The sequence below is a fragment of the Alteromonas sp. RKMC-009 genome (assembly GCF_003584565.2).
Lineage (GTDB): Bacteria > Pseudomonadota > Gammaproteobacteria > Enterobacterales > Alteromonadaceae > Alteromonas.
In genome coordinates, this window is record NZ_CP031010.1 from 3,506,290 (window position 1) to 3,526,833 (window position 20,544).

General features: G+C 49.4%; 16 protein-coding genes and 1 riboswitch. Of the genes, 5 read left to right on the forward strand and 11 right to left on the reverse strand.

Annotation, left to right across the window (positions count from 1 at the left end; translation table 11 throughout):
• Positions 1–146 precede the first annotated feature (146 nt).
• The 4 genes from DS731_RS15575 to modF form a co-directional block, all read right to left on the reverse strand.
• The gene (locus DS731_RS15575) at positions 147–1,100 is read right to left on the reverse strand and encodes a pectinesterase family protein (protein ID WP_119502198.1); all 954 of its coding nucleotides are present in this window, start codon (positions 1,098–1,100) and stop codon (positions 147–149) included.
• 69 nt (positions 1,101–1,169) lie between these two features.
• A complete protein-coding gene (locus tag DS731_RS15580; RefSeq protein ID WP_119502199.1) occupies positions 1,170–3,899 on the reverse strand; it encodes a TonB-dependent receptor in 2,730 nt (909 codons plus the stop codon).
• Positions 3,900–4,232: 333 nt separating this feature from the next.
• Positions 4,233–5,036, reverse strand: a complete 804-nt coding sequence (locus DS731_RS15585) for a putative porin (protein ID WP_119502200.1) — start codon at positions 5,034–5,036, stop codon at positions 4,233–4,235.
• Positions 5,037–5,114: 78 nt separating this feature from the next.
• A complete protein-coding gene (modF, locus tag DS731_RS15590) occupies positions 5,115–6,563 on the reverse strand; it encodes a molybdate ABC transporter ATP-binding protein ModF (protein ID WP_119502201.1) in 1,449 nt (482 codons plus the stop codon).
• A gap of 237 nt (positions 6,564–6,800) precedes the next feature.
• Here modF and DS731_RS15595 point away from each other — a divergent pair, with 237 nt between their 5' ends.
• The gene (locus DS731_RS15595) at positions 6,801–7,127 is read left to right on the forward strand and encodes a YkgJ family cysteine cluster protein (RefSeq protein WP_119502202.1); all 327 of its coding nucleotides are present in this window, start codon (positions 6,801–6,803) and stop codon (positions 7,125–7,127) included.
• 69 nt (positions 7,128–7,196) lie between these two features.
• Here the strand turns inward: DS731_RS15595 and DS731_RS15600 are convergent, their stop codons facing one another.
• Positions 7,197–7,967, reverse strand: a complete 771-nt coding sequence (locus tag DS731_RS15600) for a SapC family protein (protein WP_119503449.1) — start codon at positions 7,965–7,967, stop codon at positions 7,197–7,199.
• A 488-nt stretch (positions 7,968–8,455) separates the two neighbouring features.
• Between DS731_RS15600 and DS731_RS15605 the strand changes: the two genes are divergently transcribed.
• Positions 8,456–9,670: a dipeptidase gene (locus DS731_RS15605; RefSeq protein WP_119502204.1), complete on the forward strand. Its 1,215-nt coding sequence runs from the start codon at positions 8,456–8,458 to the stop codon at positions 9,668–9,670.
• Positions 9,671–9,778: 108 nt separating this feature from the next.
• Here DS731_RS15605 and DS731_RS15610 read toward each other — a convergent pair whose 3' ends face one another.
• The 5 genes from DS731_RS15610 to DS731_RS15630 form a co-directional block, all read right to left on the reverse strand.
• Positions 9,779–11,500 carry a potassium/proton antiporter gene (locus DS731_RS15610; protein WP_119502205.1) on the reverse strand — a complete coding sequence of 574 codons (1,722 nt, stop codon included), beginning with the start codon at positions 11,498–11,500 and terminating at the stop codon, positions 9,779–9,781.
• An 82-nt stretch (positions 11,501–11,582) separates the two neighbouring features.
• The gene (gene secD / locus DS731_RS15615) at positions 11,583–14,117 is read right to left on the reverse strand and encodes a protein translocase subunit SecD (RefSeq protein WP_119502206.1); all 2,535 of its coding nucleotides are present in this window, start codon (positions 14,115–14,117) and stop codon (positions 11,583–11,585) included.
• A gap of 59 nt (positions 14,118–14,176) precedes the next feature.
• On the reverse strand, positions 14,177–14,554 hold the full coding sequence (locus DS731_RS15620) for a hypothetical protein (RefSeq protein ID WP_119502207.1): 378 nt from the start codon (positions 14,552–14,554) through the stop codon (positions 14,177–14,179).
• A gap of 141 nt (positions 14,555–14,695) precedes the next feature.
• Positions 14,696–15,076, reverse strand: a complete 381-nt coding sequence (locus tag DS731_RS15625) for a YybH family protein (protein WP_119502208.1) — start codon at positions 15,074–15,076, stop codon at positions 14,696–14,698.
• A gap of 254 nt (positions 15,077–15,330) precedes the next feature.
• Entirely contained in the window at positions 15,331–16,377 is a 1,047-nt protein-coding gene (locus tag DS731_RS15630) for an alpha/beta hydrolase (protein WP_161599165.1), read from the reverse strand.
• Between the two features lie 266 nt (positions 16,378–16,643).
• Positions 16,644–16,733, forward strand: a riboswitch (cyclic di-GMP riboswitch).
• A gap of 95 nt (positions 16,734–16,828) precedes the next feature.
• On the opposite strand from DS731_RS15630, the gene DS731_RS15635 reads away from it, so the two are divergent.
• The 3 genes from DS731_RS15635 (at position 16,829) to DS731_RS15645 (ending at position 19,160) form a co-directional block, all read left to right on the forward strand.
• Positions 16,829–17,524, forward strand: a complete 696-nt coding sequence (locus DS731_RS15635) for an AAA family ATPase (RefSeq protein WP_119502210.1) — start codon at positions 16,829–16,831, stop codon at positions 17,522–17,524.
• Complete coding sequence (locus DS731_RS15640) at positions 17,484–17,816, forward strand: ribbon-helix-helix domain-containing protein (protein WP_119502211.1); 333 nt, start codon at positions 17,484–17,486, stop codon at positions 17,814–17,816. Before DS731_RS15635 ends, DS731_RS15640 begins: the two co-directional genes overlap by 41 nt.
• A 126-nt stretch (positions 17,817–17,942) precedes the next feature.
• Positions 17,943–19,160: a GGDEF domain-containing protein gene (locus DS731_RS15645; RefSeq protein WP_161599166.1), complete on the forward strand. Its 1,218-nt coding sequence runs from the start codon at positions 17,943–17,945 to the stop codon at positions 19,158–19,160.
• A 9-nt stretch (positions 19,161–19,169) separates the two neighbouring features.
• On the opposite strand, the gene prsR is transcribed toward DS731_RS15645, so the two are convergent.
• Positions 19,170–20,531: a PEP-CTERM-box response regulator transcription factor gene (gene prsR / locus DS731_RS15650; RefSeq protein ID WP_119502213.1), complete on the reverse strand. Its 1,362-nt coding sequence runs from the start codon at positions 20,529–20,531 to the stop codon at positions 19,170–19,172.
• Between the last annotated feature and the right edge of the window lie 13 nt (positions 20,532–20,544).

Genomic DNA, 20,544 nt, shown 5'->3' on the forward strand with positions numbered 1-20,544 from the left:
TGTTTTTATATACAGTTGTTTATGTAAAGCCCATGAAAAGATTAAAAAAGAATCAGAATGGATACGTGAAAAGTTTTTTTAAAAAATTACCGGCAACGAAAAAAGCCCCGCAGGACGGGGGCTTGAAAGCGATCAAAAGGCAGGATTTAGATCGGTTTTTCCGGTGACCAGCCCCGTAAAACGGCGGCTTTATTGTAGGATTGACGTTGCTGTTCACTGAGTGAGTGCTGCCAGTTCACTCTGTCTGAGCCGGTAGCGCCCTCTCCCGTATTCCCGCCGGTTTCATAACGGCTGGTTTGTTCCTTCGACGGATCCCCCCAGTTGTGCCAGCCGGCCGGATGGATATGCCCGTCCAGTTGACTGTTCACCACAGCCGTTGCAGCAAACTGCCGCCAGGGCCGTCCCAGATACACATTTTCAACACCCTCAGGTGCAGTAAAGTGGCTGTTATCAAACACCAGTCCGAAAGGCTGTTCCTGTGGTGTGGACGCAGCGGTCACGTACGTATTGCTTATCAGCGAGCGTATCTCACAACCGCTGAATAATGCCGTTCCTTCACCAAAGATAAAATCCACTGAGCCGCTTATCATACTGTTTTCAAAGTAGCTTCTGTGGCCCTCACCGGCGACATAAAGGGTATCCTGGTAGCCTTCAATACTGACATTATAAAACGCCGCCCTGTCAGCCTCTACATGCAAAGCAACGGCCTGTCCCACCGGCCCGGCAGTGTTACGGATAGTCAGGTTGGCGGCGGTAAAATCGTTACCGGCCACGCGTACCGTGTAGGTATGAAAGGTGCTGTTTCTGCCTTTCGCCAGTTTATCAAAATGGTCATCCATAGTGATAATCGTGCCTTCCCTGCTTTCTCCTACCATTTTAATGCGGGTGTTCCAGGCAAATACGTTGACCTTCTCTTTATAAACCCCGTTCTTAATAAACACGGTGACGTCTGTCCATGGAAAGGCTTTGGCAGCGTAGATGGCATCCTGAACGGAGGTATAATCACCGGAACCGTCAGCGGCAACGGTCAGTCTCGTTTCATAAGACTGTGCAGACGCAGAAATGCTGATAACAAATAAAATAAGACTGATAAATCGCATGATAGCTCCTTTAATAACAAAAGCAGGCAACCTCAGATTGCCTGCTTTTCAACACTGTCCCTGTGGCGGTTAAAAGGTATAACGTGCACCCAAGAAATACTGTGAACCTGTGTGGCTGTATTCCCGGGTCAGATCCATATCTCCGTCACCGGTACCGTAAATCCGTTCAACCTCATCGGTAAGGTTAATAATTTCCAGCGTGACAGTGAGTTGCTCATTAATGTTGTAAAAGGCCGAAGCATCAACATGAGTCGGGCCATACTTCATTTCCTGCGCATGCCCGTTTCCGCCCGGCTCATTAAGCAGATAATCATCCCGCTTGTTCATTGAGAAGCGTGCGCCATACTGATCGGTTTCGTAGTACAGAGTAAAGTTGTAGGAATTAGGCGACAGACCTGTGGAATCTTCTGCCAGCACCCGCGTGTAGTTTGCCACCACACCGAAATTCGACATCCAGCCGTCCAGGAATGTGAAAGGCTGCTGATACATTACCTCATAGCCTTTCACGGTAAAGCCGTCATTATTATTAACCGGAATGCTATGGGTATAAATTTGCGTTGCCGGATCACCAATTGGCGCCGTTGCCTGATATTGGGGATTGTTATAAATCACCGGCCAGAATTCTTCATCGACCAGTTTTTCCACCTGTTCAGTTTCCAGTGATGTAACGATGTCCTTATTGAATAACGTTACCGCAAATACCGCTTCCTCGTCGAAATACCATTCAAAAGCCAGATCAACATCGTTGGACTCGTATGGATTCAACCCCGGATTACCCAGATTACTCACCGTAAAGGTTGTAAAACCAAAGTTCGGGGCAGCGATGTTCAATGAACCCAGGCTTGGGCGTGTCATACTTCTGGCGTAAGAGAGACGGGTGACAATATCGTCCGTGACTTCTAATGCCAGGTTCATGGATGGCAGGAAATTATTGTAATCCCGTTCAACACTTACCGGACTGCCACTGACCAGCGCCTCTGAAGTCACCTTTGTATTCACATAACGGACACCCGCATTGGCTCTCAGCAGCATATTGCCCACATCGAAGTCGGTGTTAAGCTCAGCATAGACGGCTTTGGTTTCTTCTGTTACTACCCAGCTGGCGTCCAGGTCCTGTGTGTAGTTATGGGTGAGAATGCCATCAGCTTCCAGGGCGTCAAAATCAGCGACAAGAAACGGAACCAGAGTCGCACCGTCCAGACCGGCACCGAAATCATCATAGGGAAATGCTGTGGCATACTCAGACGGGTCGAAAGCGGTAAATTCTCCGTTACCCTGACGGTAATCTACTTCCCGGTTGTTAAAGGCCACACCGGTTTTGATATCAAACTGATCTGCCAGCCAGGTCAAATCAATTTTCGTGGTGTAGTTTGTTTTCTTAACCCGGTGATTTCTGTTAGCGGCATTTACCGCATCAACAAAGTTATCCGGGTCGGTGGTATCGTAGTCGCCATAATCCACTGTGGCTGCATCGCCGCTGCTGTAATCATACGCATAGTAGTGAGGGACTGAACGGTAGTAATAGCGGATCTCTTCCCTGTCTGCGTCGTTTTTGGCATAACCCGTCATCATATCAAGAGACAGAAAATCATTGATTTGAATATCCCCGGACAAGACAACCTGATCAAATGTCGAGTCCGAAACCTGATAGCGGCTCTCATACCATGAGGTCACGTTATCGAAGCTGGCAGCTTCCAGAATACGGCCGGTGTCATCGATGGTAAAAGACAGCGGCGTCTGCCCCTGAAAGTTGCCCGGCGCCCCGCGATCAATAAACCACTCCATAGAGTTATAATTACGGCGGTTGTTTTCCAGCTCTGAATGCAAAATATCCAGGGTAAATAACATGTCGTCTGAAGGTTTGACCTGGAATGAACCGGTTACGCCCAGGCGCTTCTGATCGTTACCGAAAAAATCAGCGCGGGGCAACCGGGGTACCCACAAACAGGAAATCGCCTCTTCGGCACCGCAATAATTCTCAGGTGTGCCATTGATTTCTGTCAGTTGAGACGTATCGCCCCAGGTGCCGTCACCAATCTGATAAGTTGGCTGCCAGCGGACGCTGCCGAATCCTTCCTGACGGATGGTACGATCTGACAGGGCAACAGAAAACAGCGCCCCCACGGTATCGTCTAAAAACGTGTTACTGATAAGGAATGCCATTCTGGGGTCCACTTCTTCAGTCAGGTCGTTATAGCCCCCTTTAACTGAAACTGTCGAAGCAAACCCCTGGTAATCGAAGGGCCGCGCAGAGTACATATCCACCGTACCGGCAATCCCGCCTTCCTCTATGGATGCAGTCTGTGTTTTTTGTATATCTATCCGGTTAAATAACTCTGAGGCAAATACGTGAAAATCGAAAGCACGACTATTGTTCACAGTCACACCGCCGGAGTCGAGTCCGTCACTGCCTGCCGGCACTTCCATGCCATTCAGCGTAGTGCGGGTGAAGCCGGGACTGAAGCCCCTCAATGTTATGTTGCGCCCTTCTCCACCTTCTCGGGAAATAGCGACACCGGGTACACGCTGGATGGCTTCGGCAACGTTCAAATCAGGGAACTTACCGATATCCTCGGCCATAATGGATTCACGCACGTTTGATGCGTCACGCTTGGCATCAAGCGCCTTAATCAATGCGCCGCGAAAGCCTTTCACTGCTATCACTTCGACTTCCTTATCTGCCTGATCAGCGTCGGCTTGCTCCTGTGCAGCAAGAGGTAAAGATACAGCTGTCAGGCTCAGGGCCATCAGAATGCTTCGGGAGATGCTGTTTTGTCGGAATGTGTGGTGTATTTTCATGTGTTGTCCTTTCCGGTTGACCAATGTTCAGGGTCCGGCATTCCACTACTCATCCATGCTCCCCCTGTTTTTTCACATTTATATAACAAAGCAACACATAATGCTACCGGTGGCATTAATCATTTTGCATTTATTTAACACAAATCATGAAAAACATTCTTTAACGAATTGAAAAACGGGATTTATTATAAATTATCTTAAAGGTGTGTTTATTGCTATTTAAACAAGAGATGCTTCAGTGCCACCGATAGCACTAAAATTTACATCTGATTAAACAAAAAAACCGGGACGCTACACGCCCCGGTTTAAGCAGGTAAAAAAATGATTAATAGATCAGAAACGCCAGTTGGCCGATGCCGTTATAGTATCGGTAACGGAATCTCCGGTAGACAGATCTGTCCCGGCTCCCAGGCTGACAGCTAATGCGTCGCTAAACCAGTAGTTAACTGAAAGACCGGCGAAGTCATAGTTCCTGTACCCTAAATCCCGGTGGGTATAATCCAGTTCCAGGCTCAGTTGCGGACTGAAGAAATACTGGGCACCCGCTTCAATCAAATCATTGCTGTCGGTATACCATGCCAGATCGAAATCCCAACCTGCCCCGTCAGTAATATCTGTATAGCGGGTGTAGAGCCCTCCGGTAAAGTCAGTTTCGGTGTTCGTCACACCCTGAAGCTGGATCACGCCGTTCACGTCAACAGGCACAAAGACCCGGCCTTCAGCATGGTCATATGTCAGCGACACACCCGCCTGCCATTTATCATTAATAAAGTAACCGGCTTGCGTTACCAGCTGGCTGACTTCTGAAGAATAACCACGTGACTTATCGTAATTTAAGTCAGCAGAGAATACCCAGTCACCGGTGTAATAATCACCGCCAATACTGTACAAATGAAACGCATCTGTATTTGCATATCCGGCTCTGACAGTATTAATACGTTGCAAATAAGGCGCTATCTGCAAGGGGTCACCACGGGTGTCAATATTATCCAGATAGCGGGAATACTGCACACCGAAGATATCGCCACCATACAGGTTGGTATCCGCATACCCAACTGAGATTTCATTTTGCGCAGCCATCGCGGAAAACGGAAGTGCCAGAGTGGCGATGATTAGAGAAGAAAATTTGAATTGCATGACGAATCCTTATCGTTGTTTACCTCATTTCCGACGCTTAGTATAGATATTGAAACTGAACGCCGGATGAACCGTTCCTTAAGCCTGCGCTTCCTGATTGTGGCGTCCCATGGCAAGCACCAGTTCAACTCCGTTGATTTTGTCCTCGCTGTGGTGATTCACATACAACAATGTACTTTCCTTGCCTGCGGCGATAATGCCAAGCAGTGCCAGTACTTTCAGACGGTTAATTTCATCGAGACCGTTACATGGCTCATCAAGAATTAACAGCGTGGGATGTTTCACCATCGCCCGCAGAATAAGTAAAAGCCGTTGATCACCGAAAGACAGTGACTGGAAAGGTTCATTAGCTCTGTGTGCCATACCAGCCAGTGCGAGCCATTCACGGGCCAGTTGTTTTTGCCTGATATCGGGTTGTTCGTATAACCCGATACTGTCGTAAAAGCCGGACAATACCACATGTAATACACTGCAATTGACACGGTACTGAAGATGAAAACTGTTAGACACTAACCCGATATGCTGCTTGATATCCCAGATGCTTTCACCACTCCCCCGCTTGTAACCGAATACTGTCAGTTCATTGGTATAACAGTCAGGATCGTCACCGGTAATCATATTTAGCAGACAGGTTTTACCTGAACCGTTAGGGCCTGTAACCTGCCAGTGCTCACCGCGGTTAATCTGCCAGTTCAGACCCGAGAAAATAATACGGTTGTCATAGCTCACTTTGCCGTTAACCAGCTTCACCAGCACATTATCACCTTCTGCCATTTGCGGCGAATACCGTGTTTCGTCTTTCTCCGGTAAGGTAAGAGACGTATTCTCCATGTGCAGCAATTGTTTAAGGTGAGCTAAATCGCTTTGCTCAACTCCGCTGCCGTCTGACTGCCAGGACAACTGCCCTTGCTGCATCAGCCAGAGTTGTCTGACGAAAGGCGGGATCTCGCTGAGCCTGTTCAGCGCCATCACGATGGTGCAGCGGTGTTGAATACTTTGCAGGTGCTGCTGCAAAAACTCACAGGATGCGGTATCGAGTCCATCCATAGGTTCATCAAGCACCAGCACATCAGGTGAAGCTAACAGGGTGCGAACCAGCAGCACTTTCCGGGTTTCACCGGTAGATAACCCCAAAAAGGCGTTATCAAGAAAATGGGTCATCCGCAGACCGTTCGTCAGCAGAGCGAATGCCTCCCCGCAATCAGCCATGTTGATCTGGCGTAAAATAACTTCCCTGGCTGTGCTGGGCACAGGAATGACATCAAGAATGTCCGCATCATCCTTTTTCTTTTCCTGAGCAATCAATGCCTGCTGCTGTGCAGTACTGACCCACCCTGTCTTACAGGTCAGGCGTCTTTCACCACTGACCACTTCACCCTCTCCGGCCAGAATGGCCGCCAGCGCCGATTTACCACTGCCGTTTTTCCCGGTTATGGCAAGATGCCGGCCTTCACTCAGTGACGCATTTACCGGGCCAAAGGTAAAACCCGGTGCCAGTGACACCGCACAGTGTTGTAATTCAATCATGATCCCTCCTCAGGCGTCTGATGGTAATCAAACACCCCGGATAAAAAAAGAATAGTGCGACAGTGCATTGTTTTATTGCGTTTTTCCGGCACTCTGGAATAATGCGCCGTCCCGGCAACATGGTCGTTCTGACACACTCTGTTTGTTGCCTGAAAGACATCAAAATCATTGTAACAATGTGATGGCCAACCCGGAATTTGCTGGTTGTTGTGCACGTAGTGTGGAGCAAGAATAGTAATGAATCCCTGTATACAATGTGGTGCCTGCTGCGCCACGTTTCGTGTATCGTTTTACTGGGCAGAATCTGACCCGTTTACCGGTGGTAGCGTACCGCCGGAACTGACTGAAAAGATCTCCCCTTCCCTGGTCGCAATGAAGGGCACAAACCAACCTTCTCCCCGGTGTGTGGCCCTGGAAGGTGACATCGGCGGCAATATCGGCTGCTCTATTTATGAAAAACGCTCGTCCACCTGCAGAGAGTTTGATTACGGCACCGCAGACTGTATGAAAGCCAGGATGAAACACGGTATCACCGGCGATATTATCCCCTTTGTGGCGGCCTGAGAATTCACACCGCAAAACAGACACAAAAAAGCGGGCAATGCCCGCTTTTTAATTTTCTGAAACAATCATTTATGCATTTTCAGCTGGCTGTGCGGCCGCCTGTGCTGCTTCACCGGTGATTTGCATGCTGGCAATCGGATTCGCCGTGTCGTTAGACAGTTCAACCAGACGGTTCAGCTGACCCAGAGACATCATAACCGCATACAGTGCACCCAGGAAACCTTGCTTATGCAGTTCCAGCACTTTCTCTTCCGGCAGTTCCATCAGACGTTTTTCGTTGATGCTATACATACCGGTCACATTGCGCTGCTGACCATCTTTGTAAGTCAGACGAATTTGAATGGCGTCCAGTAATTCCAGCTCAACCACTTTCTGAATGAAGCGTTGAGTCAGCATTTCGCTGTTTGCCAGGTCACCTAAGAACTTCTGACGGTTATCAAGAAACTCAGACGGAGAACCGTCTTCTTTAAATAACGGCTGACCTTCTTCTTTACCTACCAGCTCACTTTCTTCATCAATGTAAACGCCCAGCTTTTCACCTTCAGGACGAACATCGAAAGGATAGCGCAGAATGTTCATTGGTACGTGCGGGCCTTTCCACTTGTCTGTCGCCAGGAAAAGGTTCTGATTTTGTTCCATACCCAGCATGGCAACAGTGTGGTAACGGTCGCTGTTAGGATCCTGGATAAATACGATTGGCATAGTAGACGCCAGTTGCGCGTATTCACGGATAGACGCTGCAGATAAGTGTGTATTTTTCGCGAAAGCAAACGCGTTGTTCACCGCTATTTTTACATCTTTATGTTTTTCTTTATTCAGCGGGGTGTAGTTAATCGCCATAATTCTGTTCTCATTACGTTTATTGGTGGTAATCAACAAATGGAATTCGCCAGGGGAATTGCCCTATTGGTGAAAGCCTGCAGTCCCTGCGTACGCGACCACTAACAACTCTGGTCAATGGACTCACCAAACACAGATTAGGAGAGGATTACCACGAAGATTATTCTTGTAGCCTGCCACCGCATTCAATTGCCGGTAACAGGTCGAAAGCAGTATCCCGTATTTAAAGCGGGAAGTCACGCCCTGAAAACCATATCAAAATTTAAACTTTTATTACAAGCTTCTTTCGTTGACGTAACAACCCGGGGTAAGCATTTCATTTTACCTGTTATTTCAGTGCATTTAGCTGGCGCAGCGGGTGTGACGATTGTAGGCAAATTAAATATTTCGTAGGCTACGTTAGCACGATTGCTTACGTTGCCCGTTGCCGGAACGCTTGCAATTCACGAACACACACAACACAGATAATAATGAACGAAGGAAAATCCATGGGACGTTTAACTAAAAAGCCATTGTCGCTTCTCATACCGGCACTGTTACTGACCGGCAGCTATGCTGCAAACGCAGAAACCATTCCCCCGGTTTCTGCAGAAGCTGAGGCTATCGCACAGGAAACTATCATTGTGGATGGTCACATTGATGTTCCTTACCGCGTACACGCAAAATGGGAAGACGTGAGCGTTGCGACAGAAGGCGGCGACTTTGATTACCCCCGCGCGAAGAAAGGTGGCCTGACAGCGCCGTTTATGTCTATTTATGTACCGGCCAGCCTGGATAATTCTGACGAGTCTACGGCAGTTGCCCACCAGCTTATCGACCTGGTTGAGGCCATGGTCTACCGTTCACCGGAGAAGTTTGCCATCGCAAAGTCTGTGGCGGATGTAACAGCCCAGTTTAAGAAAGGACTCATTTCTTTGCCCATGGGCATGGAAAACGGTTCACCGGTTCAGGGAAGCCTGGAAAATCTGAAAACGTTTTATGAGCGCGGTATCCGCTACATTACGCTCGCCCACTCGCTGTCTAACCATATTGCTGACTCATCCTATGACCTGCGCCGTCAATGGCACGGCCTGAGCCCGTTCGGTAAAGAACTGGTAGCAGAAATGAACAACTTAGGGATCATGGTGGATATTTCTCATGTCTCCGATGACGCCTTCTATCAGGCAATTGAAATCAGCAAGGTACCGGTTATCGCTTCACACTCTTCCCTGCGTAAATACACGCCGGGATTTGAGCGTAATATGAACGACGACATGGTGAAAAAGCTGGGTGAAAACGGCGGCGTAATCATGATTAACTTTGGTTCCAGCTTTGTTTCAAAAGAAACCCAGGACTGGCGAAATAATCTGACTAAGCAGAAAAACAAACTTATCAAAGAAATGGGTGAAGACAGTGCAGAAGTCGCTGCCTTTGATGAAAAGTACCGCAAGGAAAACCCCTATCCGTATTCTACGCTGAGTCAGGTGCTGGACCACATTGACCATGTCGTAGAATTGATTGGTATTGACCATGTGGGTATCGGCTCAGATTTTGATGGTGTGGGTGATTCTCTGCCAACCGGCCTGAAAGATGTTTCCACCTACCCGAATCTGGTTCAGGGTATGCTGGATCGTGGCTACAGCCGCAAAGATATCGAAAAAGTACTCAGTGGCAACCTGCTGCGGGTATGGTCTGAAGTCGAAAAATACGCTGCAGCACACTAAGTTCTGATTGCAACTAACTCCAGTGCCACGTTCTGTGGCACTGGTTTGATTTCCGCCATTTCAGGCCTGATATGTCAACACCTCACTGGCCGTCTATTAAAGCAAAAATCACGACTCTGACAGGCGGCTGTCTGCAGTAAACTGCACTGCCACAGCCAGACCATTTCTTACCGCTTTAACTTCGAATCGCCCGGCGGCATGATGCAAAGTGAGTCCCTCTGCCACATCGTCGCTCAGGTGCTTTCTGATAAAGGCATCCAGTGTGATGTTTTTTGTTTCTCCCAGGTCCAGACCATATGCATGACTTATTTCATGGACTCTTGCCGCGCCTTTCAGCACTAACTCTCCGGATTTAAAAGCTGACGGTTCCAACTGCGATATGTGGGAGAAAATACAATCGATGAAGGGCCGTAGTCCCGGGCGGATAAGTATAAAAATATGATCCCCCGGCAGTAACAACGTTGAGCCCCTCGGCGGAAAAACCGCATCACCACGGGTTATCATTGCCACCACCGCACCTTCAGGCAATGCCAGTTCAGCCAGCGTCCGGTTAACAGCTTTGGCGGAGTCTCCCAGCGTGTACTGAACAATATCAGCGTTAACTTCACCCAGGGCACTGATTTCCAGGGTAGCAGCCGGTGTTACCGGCGCCTTTTCAATCAGCTTCAGTTTCTTCGCCATCCACGGCAATGTTGAACCCTGTAAGGTAGCCGAAATCAATACAACGAAGAACACCACATTGAAAATGAGATAGGCCTGGGGAATTTCAAACAATAGCGGGAAAATAGCCAGAATAATCGGCACCGAGCCGCGAAGCCCCACCCATGATACCAACCCGATTTCCCGCTTATTGAAGCCGGCAAAGGCCAGAAACGGAGCAACAGCCAGCGGACGGGCGACAAATATAAGGACAGCTGCAATGAGCAACCCTTCCAGCCAGACCTTAAGCAGCGATGCCGGATTCACAAGCAGTCCCAGCATCACAAACATGCCGATTTGGCTTAGCCAGGCCAGACCGTCGTGAAACATAAAAGTAGCCCGTTTTAGTACAAACCGGCTGTTACCGATAAAGACCCCGGCGATGAACGTTGCCAGAAAACCACTCCCGCCCAGACTGGCAGATATGCCAAACGTCAGAAAGCCGCATATTGCGACAAGGACAGGATACAGCCCTGCCGCACTCAGTGTGATACGGTTGATGAGTTTTACTGCAGCCCAGCCGACGCCAAGCCCGACGACGGTACCAATGCCCATTTGCTGAATAAACAGCTGTGCCAGATCCCATCCCGGCTTCATCTGACTGGTGAGCAGTTCCAGTATGCCCACAGTCAGGAAAATCGCCATGGGATCGTTCGAAGCACTTTCAATTTCCAGTGTGGCTTTCAGGCGCGGACTGATATGCACACCGGCGTTCCGCAAAATAGAGAATACTGCGGCAGCATCGGTAGAACCGACGATAGCCCCGATGAGTAATCCCACCATAGGTGGTACACCCAGGATAAAGGCTGCAGCGTAACCTGTTATCCCGGCTGTAATGGCTACGCCGAATGTCGCCAGAAATGAAGCCGGCTTCCATACCAGCTTGATAGAAGAAAAAGATGTTTGCAGCCCGCCATCGAAGAGGATCATAGCCAGCGCCAGTGTTCCCAGCGCATGTGCCGTGCTGGCATCATCGAATGCCAGTCCCAGTCCGTCTTCTCCTGCCAGCATGCCTACCAGTAAGAACAGTACCAGCAGGGGTAAACCCAGCCTTGGGGATAGTTTGCTGGAGAGAATACCGACAAACAGCAATACAGCGGCTATCAGGATCTGGTAATCAATGGCGAACATAGGTTTCCTTTTTACAGGTTATTTCCGTTTCAGTAAGAGTCTGCAAGTTACCTGAAGTTGCAGACTCTGTTCGTGGCGGCGCTCAGGGTATGTGCGCCAGTGATTCTCTCACCTCCTCTGCGGTGGGGCGCAGTTGCTTTAACCCTTTCTTTTCACGCCGCTTTCCAAGGTAATACAAAATAGGCGATGCTATAAAAATAGAGGAACTGGTACCAATTACGATGCCAAAAAGCATGGGTAGCGCAAAACTCGCGACAGACGCCCCGCCGGCCAGCCCCATAGGCAATAAAGCCAGAAATGTGGTCATTGAAGTAAACAGTGTTCTGGACAAGGTCGCAGAAATACTGCGGTTAAGCACTTCAATAATGGGCTTATCCGGTGTTGCCCTGAATCCTTCCCGTATACGGTCAAACACCACGACCTTATCATTAATAGAATAGCCGATGAGGGCCAGCAATGCTGCCACTGCTGTCAGGTTGAATTCCAGCCCGGTGAGCGCAAAGAAACCGATGGTCTTTGTCAGATCAAGCGCAATCGTCGCCGTTGCTGCCAGTGCAAAATGCGATTCAAACCGCAACCACAAATACAGCAGAATACCCCCTCCGGCAATCAGCACAGCAAGCACAGAAGCATCAGCAAAACCGCCGCTGACCTTCGCACCAACCATGTCCACACGGGGGAAGATTGCCTGGTCATCCAGTGTGGTTACTGCAGATTTCACCAGTTCAACCTGCTGACTTTGCAATGCAGCCTGTTCAACCGGCGTGTCCGCAGTTACCTGAGGAACGCGGATAAGATAATCACCTTCTTTGCCAAACTCTTGAATGCTGGCGCCTTCAATGTTGCCGTCTGTCAGAGCATTTCGCAGCTGTTCCACCTGCACGTGATGGCTTTTCACTTCCACCAGTGTACCACCGGTGAAATCAACGCCGTAATGTAATCCCGGGCTGAAAAACAGCACCACGGAAGCCACCGACAAGACAGCAGACGTGATTAAGCCTGCCACCCGGCCTTTCAGGAAGTTCAGCGGCTTCTTATCTGTCTGCGACAGCCAGCGGAATCCCGGGAAATGGAGCACATCTCTTTCACGGCGTCTGATAGCAAACAACATTAACAGGCGGGTTACCGCAATGGCCGTGAACATGGACGTGAACAGGCCAATTCCGATAGTAATCGCAAAACCTTTTACCGGCCCGCTGCCAAACATAAATAGCAGACTCACGGCAATCAGGGTCGTCAGGCTTGAATCCAGGATGGTTGACCAGGCTTTGTCAAAACCGGCGCGGATTGCCGCCCCGGCGACACGCCCTTTCAAAGACTCTTCTTTGATACGTTCGTTTATCAGAATATTGGCATCTACCGCCATACCCAGAGTAAGAATAATGCCGGCAATTCCGGGTAACGTAAGTGTGGCCCTGAATAAACTCAGCACGCCAAAAAGCAGCCCCATGTTAATCATCAGGCTTACGCAGGCGATCGCCCCCCAGCGCCGGTAAAGTGCCGTCATAAACACCAGAACCAGCGCTGCACCGGCAAGTCCTGTACTCAGACCCATCTTGATAGCATCACTACCGAGATCAGGACCAACCGTCCGCTCTTCAATCACAGTCAGGGGCACAGGCAGCGCACCGGCACGTAACATCAGTGCCAGATCTTTAGCTTCATCCGGTGTAAAATTACCACTGATCTGGCCGCCCGATGCACCAATTACTGCCCGTATTACCGGTGCGGTGATCACTTTGCCGTCCAGAACGACTGCCAGCGGCTCACCGATATGCGTGCGGGTCATAGCTGCAAAAATATTGCCGCCGGTACTGTCGAGCTTGAAAGTCACCACCGGGTTTCCTGTGTCAGGATCGAAAGCAAGCCTTGCATCAGTAATATGCTCACCTTCCATCGCAACCCGCTTTTCCAGACGGTATTGTTGCTGGCCATCCATATCCTGCATTATCACGGTACTGCCACGACTGCTATCCGTGACTACCCAGTGAAATTCCATTTGTGCGGTTGTTCCAAGGAGCTCCCTGATACGTGACGGGTCTGTAACGCCCGGCATCTGTACCAGCACGCCATCGTTACCCTGCCGTGAAATACCGGGGTCGACCAGTCCGGTCTCATCGAGACGGCGGCGCACCACTTCCACGCTGCGCTCCAGCGCATCACTGACCAGGCTCTCCTTAAACGACTCTGACAAACTGACAGTGAGCAAGTTATCGTTTTGCTCAATGGTGAACTGCGGCTCGCCCTGCCCCGTTGTGCGGTAAGCAAAGGCGAGCTCACGGGCCTGCTGAAATTGCCCGCCGCCTCCTGATAAGGATAAGCGCAGGGTATTGTCGGAAGCAGACAGTACCTGATAGCGGATCCCCGCCTCCCGCAAATCCTTAGTGAGACTTTCTTTCATGCCGGTAAAGGCTTTATCAAACAGTGGCTGAGTATCAGCGGCCAGCAATAAATGGGAACCGCCCTGTAAATCAAGGCCTAAAGACAACTGGTTTTGGGTATACCAGCCGGGTAATTGTTGTTGCCATGACGGCGGTAAAATATTGGGCATTGCGCTCAAAAGGCCGAGCACAATCACGAGTGCGGTCATCACGCCCCGTGCAGAAAATGGTTTCATAATTGTCCTTCAAAAATTGTAAACAGGGCCAGAGGCCCGTAAATATCAAAAATGAAGGATTAAGGAGACGCCCTGGCAGGAGGGCGCGAAAAAACAGGCTGTGCAGGCCTGGCAGCCAGCTCAGAAAAGCCGGAAGCGACACTATGAAGCATCCGGTAAACGCCGGCGAGTTTCAGTTCAGCGCCGGTAAACAGCAGCGGTTCCGGACGGTCACCGGAATGGGACTGGGGCTGCAGATATCGTGTAATCAGACCTTCTGAACGGCCTGATGCTATTGCGGCGTGTTCAGAGCTTTGCAGGCTGTCTGACTGGGCATGGACCTGCCGCTCTGCACCGCTCCCCGAGGTAAACGCAATCAACAGCCACAACAAAAAGAAGACCAGTTTCACTGAAGGTCCTCTGTCGTTATAGTCTGTTTCAATTTCCTGCGTCAACAAGGATATAGCTTCTGGTTAGCGGACAAACCTAAATGCCGGTCTGTCTCTGCGGTTTACCCGATATGGTGGCAATATCCGTATTTTCAATGGCCGCATTGCCATTGGCCGGCCACTTAAAAAACGGAAAGTAAGCAAAATCATCTACACATAATCTATCAGATCAACGCCGAAGAAGTTATCGATGGCGCATTGCCACTCTCCTTCTGCATTTTTTCTGAATACATAAATGGCTTTTTTCACATTGCAGTCCACCGCGCCGGTTGCATTCAGGTACAGCTTGCTTATGACCAGCGCAGTGTCACCGGCTTCAATGACAACCTCGTCGCCCTGCGAGACAATGTGCTCAGGCATATACCTTTGTTTAAAAGCACTGAGGGCACGCTGCAGATCAGAGCGTGAGGATACCCGTGGTTTATCAACCAGAAAGGCGTCTTCACAATACAGGGTTTGTAATGCGGTTAAGTCGTTATTATTCACTGCATCGTGCATAGCATGTAATTGCCGGGTTACCGGGTGAGTCATGGCTGTCGTCTCCGTATTTTGTCAAAACCGCGAAGACGAAAACAAAAAACCCGCCTTCGCGGCGGGTTTTCTTCAGTTCATTTACGTACTAACGAACCCGCCAATTGCTGAGAATAGCGAATAGAATAATGAGTGCAGATTGTGGCTTGCCTGATTGTGACAAAGTTTGAAAAATCATGTTGACCAGTTTTGCAATGTTAGTTCGTAGCGATAATGGAGTTAAATTAATCAATCCCGGGCACTGTGTCAATCAATTAACCAGCTTTCTGTGCCGCTTCATCCATAAAGCTGCCCAGCATCATAATCATCTGGCGGAAAAGCGGATTAGCGCCGGGAGCTGCACAGGGATCACGTAAATCCACGCCGGATTTATCGAAATGCATATCACTGAGCATTTTCTTATTCACCACCACATCAGCATGGCATAACTTGTAACTCTCATCGATGATGAAAAAGGTATTGGTTTTCGTGGTGGCCCGCGACATTAAATCTTCAATACCTGTAATGGGCGTAGTGGTGTCTGCCTGAGAATGCGCGGCAAATACCGGTACGTCTACAGTTTTCCCCTGTTCAAACTGGTCTCTCACATCATCAATCACTTCCATCAGTTCAAGTCCGGAAAAACTGGCAATGGTGGGATATTTATAAGGATTCGGGCCCTGTGTTTCATAGTGACCGTCAAGAAACCTGGCGACCCACTGAATTCCCCATATCCCGGATAACCGCTCTACGCCGCTGTCGAGTGCCAGAGCCCCGGAAAATAACATCAGTCCGTCAATGTTGTCAGGGTGATGCAAATAATGCTGAACAGAGAGCGCGCCGCCGGTGGAAAAACCGCCCAGATAAACGTGCTTTCCAAGTTGCGGTGCCAGCGCCATAACGTCATTCAGGTGTGCACCCCAGCGTTCTGCAAGCTTGCTGTCGCTCATTTCGTCGCTGGCATCCAGTTGGCCGTGTCCTACGTTTAAAGGCACAATAACGTTGTAACCTTTATCATGCAGTGCCCGTGCAATGCCAGACATATAAAACGGCGAATCGCTCAATCCGTGAAGCAGAACAACCACTGTATCGACAGGTTTTCCGTGATGCAGAATATACGGCGCGTTGCCATCGTTGCGAAGAGCAGGAGAACACACACTGAAACGCTGAAATGTGGGGTTCATGCATGCCCTGATCTGGCCAAAACGTTCTTCATAGAGATGACTGAATGAATCAAACGCTTCATCCATTGCATTATTCTGCCCGAAACTGACTGTGCTGAATGCCAGCAGAAACAAACTCAACAGGGATGTTTTTACCACTCCCTTCTCCTTATTTGCGGGTATAGTTTTCAATAACACCATGTGTTGGCATATTAACAGATATAACTTTAATTAGAATGATTTACACGGGCGAACCGCGGATTTCCAAGTCCTGCAGCCCGTTTGTCGCCACCGGCCACCTGGTCTGACAGGTATATTTTTTTATTCTTAAATATCGTGAGACATGCGGCGCACACCGTTTGTTTTAACTAGTATCCTGATTACCGGTAAGCCATGGCATCCCCGCCGCTTACCCGAAAATGTACTGTTGAAAAAGGCAAAGCGGTGCGAAAGCCCGTGACGCAAAGCCTCCGGTCTGCCATCTGATTACAGATAATGATAGCGGGGTTACCGAACAAGCATAGTCCTTAATCCGGCTCATGTTCACTTTTTCAGTCACATTCGTTAACCGTTTATCCGTGATGACGGATCAAAAGTTGAGGAACGAACGATGATCGTTTTGGTTGGTGGCGAGAAAGGCGGCAGTGGCAAAAGCTGCCTTGCACAAAATATCGCTGTTTATCTGAGAACTGAAAAAAATGCCAGTGTGCTGATGGTCGACTGCGATCCGCAGCGCACTACCTCAGACTGGATTCAGGAACGCAAAGCTAATGATAAATTGCCGTCGATTAACTGTGTGCAGTTGTACGGCAAGATCCGCAACGAATTACTGAGCCTGCGCGAGCACTACGATTACGTAGTCATTGATTGTGGCGGACAGGATAACCTTGCGCTGCGCTCCTCCATGGCAGTGGCTGACCACATTCTTATTCCGTTACGTCCCAAACGGCGGGATCTGAAAACGGTTCCCCATATGGAAGATATTCTTTCAACCTGCAAAATGGTGAATCCCGACATGAATGCTGCTTTTGTAATTACCCAGTGCCCTTCTCTACCTTCGCTGGGCAGCAGGATCCTGGAAGCAAAAGATGTCTGTCGTTCATTTGAAGTACCGGTACTGGACTCAGTGACATACAGCCGCAATATGTATGACGATTCTGAAGAGTCTGGCCAGTCAGTCATGGAAAGTGAGCCGGACGGAAAAGCATCAGCAGAAATTCGCAATATCATTGAAGAACTTCTGTCGCGGAGAGAGGGGAAATCTTATGAGTCTGTGCAGCCTCAAAAAATCCACGCCGTCAGCTAAACCTGTTGAGCCGGTGAGCGTTGATGAATTTATTGACGATGCACTGGCTTACGCAGCAGGTAAACATGTTATCAGGCAGATCTATCCGGCAACGGACTCTGCTAACAAAGACAACATTACACCTTGCGGTCCCATGCGACGTGCTACATTTACATTATCTGAAGACGCAATTGAGAAGCTTGGAAAGTTGTCGGCAGAAACAGGGATCTGCCGTTCCAGACTCATCAGAATATGGATAGAAAATCAAAGCAGTGAAGACATCAGGCCTTTACTGACAAATAAAACACCCTGACAGACATACCACAAGGTGGCGGCCGGGTGCAGGCGTTTGCATGGAATGCAAAGCGCGCCAATACGCAACAACGGGAGCACGGTGTCACTGTGCTCCCCGGTTTTACTTTTTCTGAACAGGATGAAGATGAAAAGTTATCTGTCAGGCAGTTTGATTACACTGCTTGGATTATTTCCCTCGCTGCTTAGTGCCCAGGGGACGGTCAGGCAGGAAGATTTGCAGGCTGACGCCGCCAGCCGGGAAACCACCGTCGCCCGGTTTATTGCGCACCAGACTGCCGATAATGACATCGCCCCCCGTCTGGACGTGCTGCCTCCTGCCTTTTTCACTTCTGTTGACGAAACCATCGCCAGGCTGGAACACCAGATGGACACGGAGCAGGCGATCTACTTTGAGAAGCTGAAAGCCAAAGTGGAGATGGAACGTCAGGCAAGGGATTTCGAGATTCAGGAGAAAAACCGCACTGTTGAACTGGCTCAGGTGCGTCAGCATAACCTGGAAAGTATGTTATCGCTGGGTAGCCTGGTGTCCCTCTTGCTGTTTCTTTTTTTGCTGTGGAGCCGTTATAACCAGTACCGGCAAAATCAGCGGCTGGCACTGGAAGTCCGCAACCGGACCACCGAACTGGAGCAGAAAAATCAACAGCTGGAAGAAGCTTATCATGCGCTGGAGCAGGTCAGCATGCGTGATGCACTCACAGGCTTGTATAACCGCAACTTCCTCTCAGCCCAGTTGCCGGGTGAGATCAGCCGGGTGCAGCATCACTATGCCAGTCTTAAAGGTGAAATCTTTCCGCCGAATCATGACTTACTCTGCTTTTTAATTGATATAGACCACTTTAAGCAAATCAATGATGAATACGGACACCTTGCCGGTGACCGCTTCCTGGTACAATTTACCGGTATCTTAAAAGAAGTATTCAGGCAGACAGATTTGCTTATCCGCTGGGGTGGCGAAGAATTTCTGGCGGTGTGCCGCAACGCCAACCGTAATGATATGGTGGAACTGGCTGACAGACTTATTGAGGCGGTGCGTCAGAAGCGTTTTCACTTACCTGATGATGTGGTGATCAACGCCACTTGCAGCGTGGGGTTTTGTGCAATGCCTCTGTGCCGCAGAAATCCTTATGAAATGGACTGGGTAAAAACCTTCGCGGTGATGGATTATTGCCTGTACGCAGCGAAAATATCCCAAAGAGACTGTTGGGTGGGCGCCATTGAAGCCTGCAAAGAAAGCGACAATGTTCTGCCGCCCTCTCCGCTGGAAGGGAAGTTCTCACTCACTGATGTGCAGGTAAAAACGTCCCTGAACAATCTGGCCAGTATTGAGTGGCCAATGGAATAACCGGCGGGGTTACACGCCGGTTTTAATATCTTCCATATGGTATTTGTCGATAAGAGAATACAAGGTCGGCCGGGTCACACCCAGTAACTCTGCAGTCTTTGACATATTTTTATCGGCTGTCTGATAGGCCCGTCTGATAGCACGGCTTTCCGCCATCTCACGGACTTCCCGCAAATTCAGCGTTTCCGGTTCGTTGTCTCCCCGGGGCGCCATAAGGCCCAGATCTTCGGCCTGCACCACAGAGCCTTCAGCCATAATGACGGCAGACTTCAGCTTATTCTGCATTTCACGGATATTACCGGGCCATTTATGATTCAACATGGCCTGAATGGCGGTATCAGAGAAGCTCTTGGCTTTAGCACCGAACTCTTCCCGGTATGTATTCAGGAATGTACGGGCAAGCAGAATGATGTCCTGGTCGCGGTCACGCAGTGGCGGAATAAAGATAGGAATTTCGCCCACACGGTAATATAAATCCTCACGGAAGGTTTCATCCGCCACCATCTGTTGCAAATCTCTGTGGGTTGCACAGATCACGCGGATATCCACCGGAATTTCTGTCCGGCCGCCTACCCGTTCAATCACCCGCTCCTGCAGGAAACGAAGCATTTTAGCTTGCAGGCCAATAGGCATATCACCGATTTCATCAAGAAACAGTGTGCCGCCCTGGGCCGTTTCGATTTTACCCAGAGTCGTTTTATTGGCCCCGGTAAATGCACCTTTTTCGTAACCGAATAATTCACTTTCCAGCAAGTTTTCAGGAATCGACGCACAGTTAATCGCGACAAAAGGCTTGTCTTTACGGGGGCTGTGTTCGTGAATACTTCTGGCAAACACTTCTTTACCGGTACCACTTTCGCCCTGTAATAACGTACTGATATCGGTGCCGGCAATTTTTTCGGCCTTGCGCATAACAGCCTGAATTGCCTCTGAATTACCAATAATACGTCCCATGGCAGGACGGGCTTTCGCCAAAATGCGGTTCTGATGTTCCAGATTAGCCAGATTCAGGGCGCGGTTAACCAGCAGCTTGATGGTATCGGAATCAATAGGCTTCTGATAAAAATCGTAAGCCCCGAGATCGATTGCTTTCAGCGCATTCTCTTTATCGTTATTGCCGGTGACAACTATCACTTTGGTCCGCGGTGCCAGTGCGATGATTTCTTCAAGGGTTTTAAGCCCCTCAGAGGCATTAGCAGGATCAGGTGGCAGACCAAGGTCCAGAGTCACTACTTTGGGTTCATGACGACGCAACTGGGCAATCGCAGAGGTTCTGTCATCTGCAAATACCACATTGTAGTCAGTAAAGCTCCATTTTAACTGTTTCTGGATGCCGAGATCGTCATCGACAACAAGAATCGTATCCGTCATTCGCACGTTTCCA

Coding starts and splice junctions, on each gene's coding strand:
- DS731_RS15575 (WP_119502198.1), bottom strand. CDS start 1,100: ATGCGATTTATCAGTCTTATTTTATTTGTTATCAGCATTTCTGCGTCT.
- DS731_RS15580 (WP_119502199.1), bottom strand. CDS start 3,899: ATGAAAATACACCACACATTCCGACAAAACAGCATCTCCCGAAGCATT.
- DS731_RS15585 (WP_119502200.1), bottom strand. CDS start 5,036: ATGCAATTCAAATTTTCTTCTCTAATCATCGCCACTCTGGCACTTCCG.
- modF (WP_119502201.1), bottom strand. CDS start 6,563: ATGATTGAATTACAACACTGTGCGGTGTCACTGGCACCGGGTTTTACC.
- DS731_RS15595 (WP_119502202.1), top strand. CDS start 6,801: ATGAATCCCTGTATACAATGTGGTGCCTGCTGCGCCACGTTTCGTGTA.
- DS731_RS15600 (WP_119503449.1), bottom strand. CDS start 7,967: ATGGCGATTAACTACACCCCGCTGAATAAAGAAAAACATAAAGATGTA.
- DS731_RS15605 (WP_119502204.1), top strand. CDS start 8,456: ATGGGACGTTTAACTAAAAAGCCATTGTCGCTTCTCATACCGGCACTG.
- DS731_RS15610 (WP_119502205.1), bottom strand. CDS start 11,500: ATGTTCGCCATTGATTACCAGATCCTGATAGCCGCTGTATTGCTGTTT.
- secD (WP_119502206.1), bottom strand. CDS start 14,117: ATGAAACCATTTTCTGCACGGGGCGTGATGACCGCACTCGTGATTGTG.
- DS731_RS15625 (WP_119502208.1), bottom strand. CDS start 15,076: ATGACTCACCCGGTAACCCGGCAATTACATGCTATGCACGATGCAGTG.
- DS731_RS15635 (WP_119502210.1), top strand. CDS start 16,829: ATGATCGTTTTGGTTGGTGGCGAGAAAGGCGGCAGTGGCAAAAGCTGC.
- DS731_RS15640 (WP_119502211.1), top strand. CDS start 17,484: ATGAGTCTGTGCAGCCTCAAAAAATCCACGCCGTCAGCTAAACCTGTT.
- DS731_RS15645 (WP_161599166.1), top strand. CDS start 17,943: ATGAAAAGTTATCTGTCAGGCAGTTTGATTACACTGCTTGGATTATTT.
- prsR (WP_119502213.1), bottom strand. CDS start 20,531: ATGACGGATACGATTCTTGTTGTCGATGACGATCTCGGCATCCAGAAA.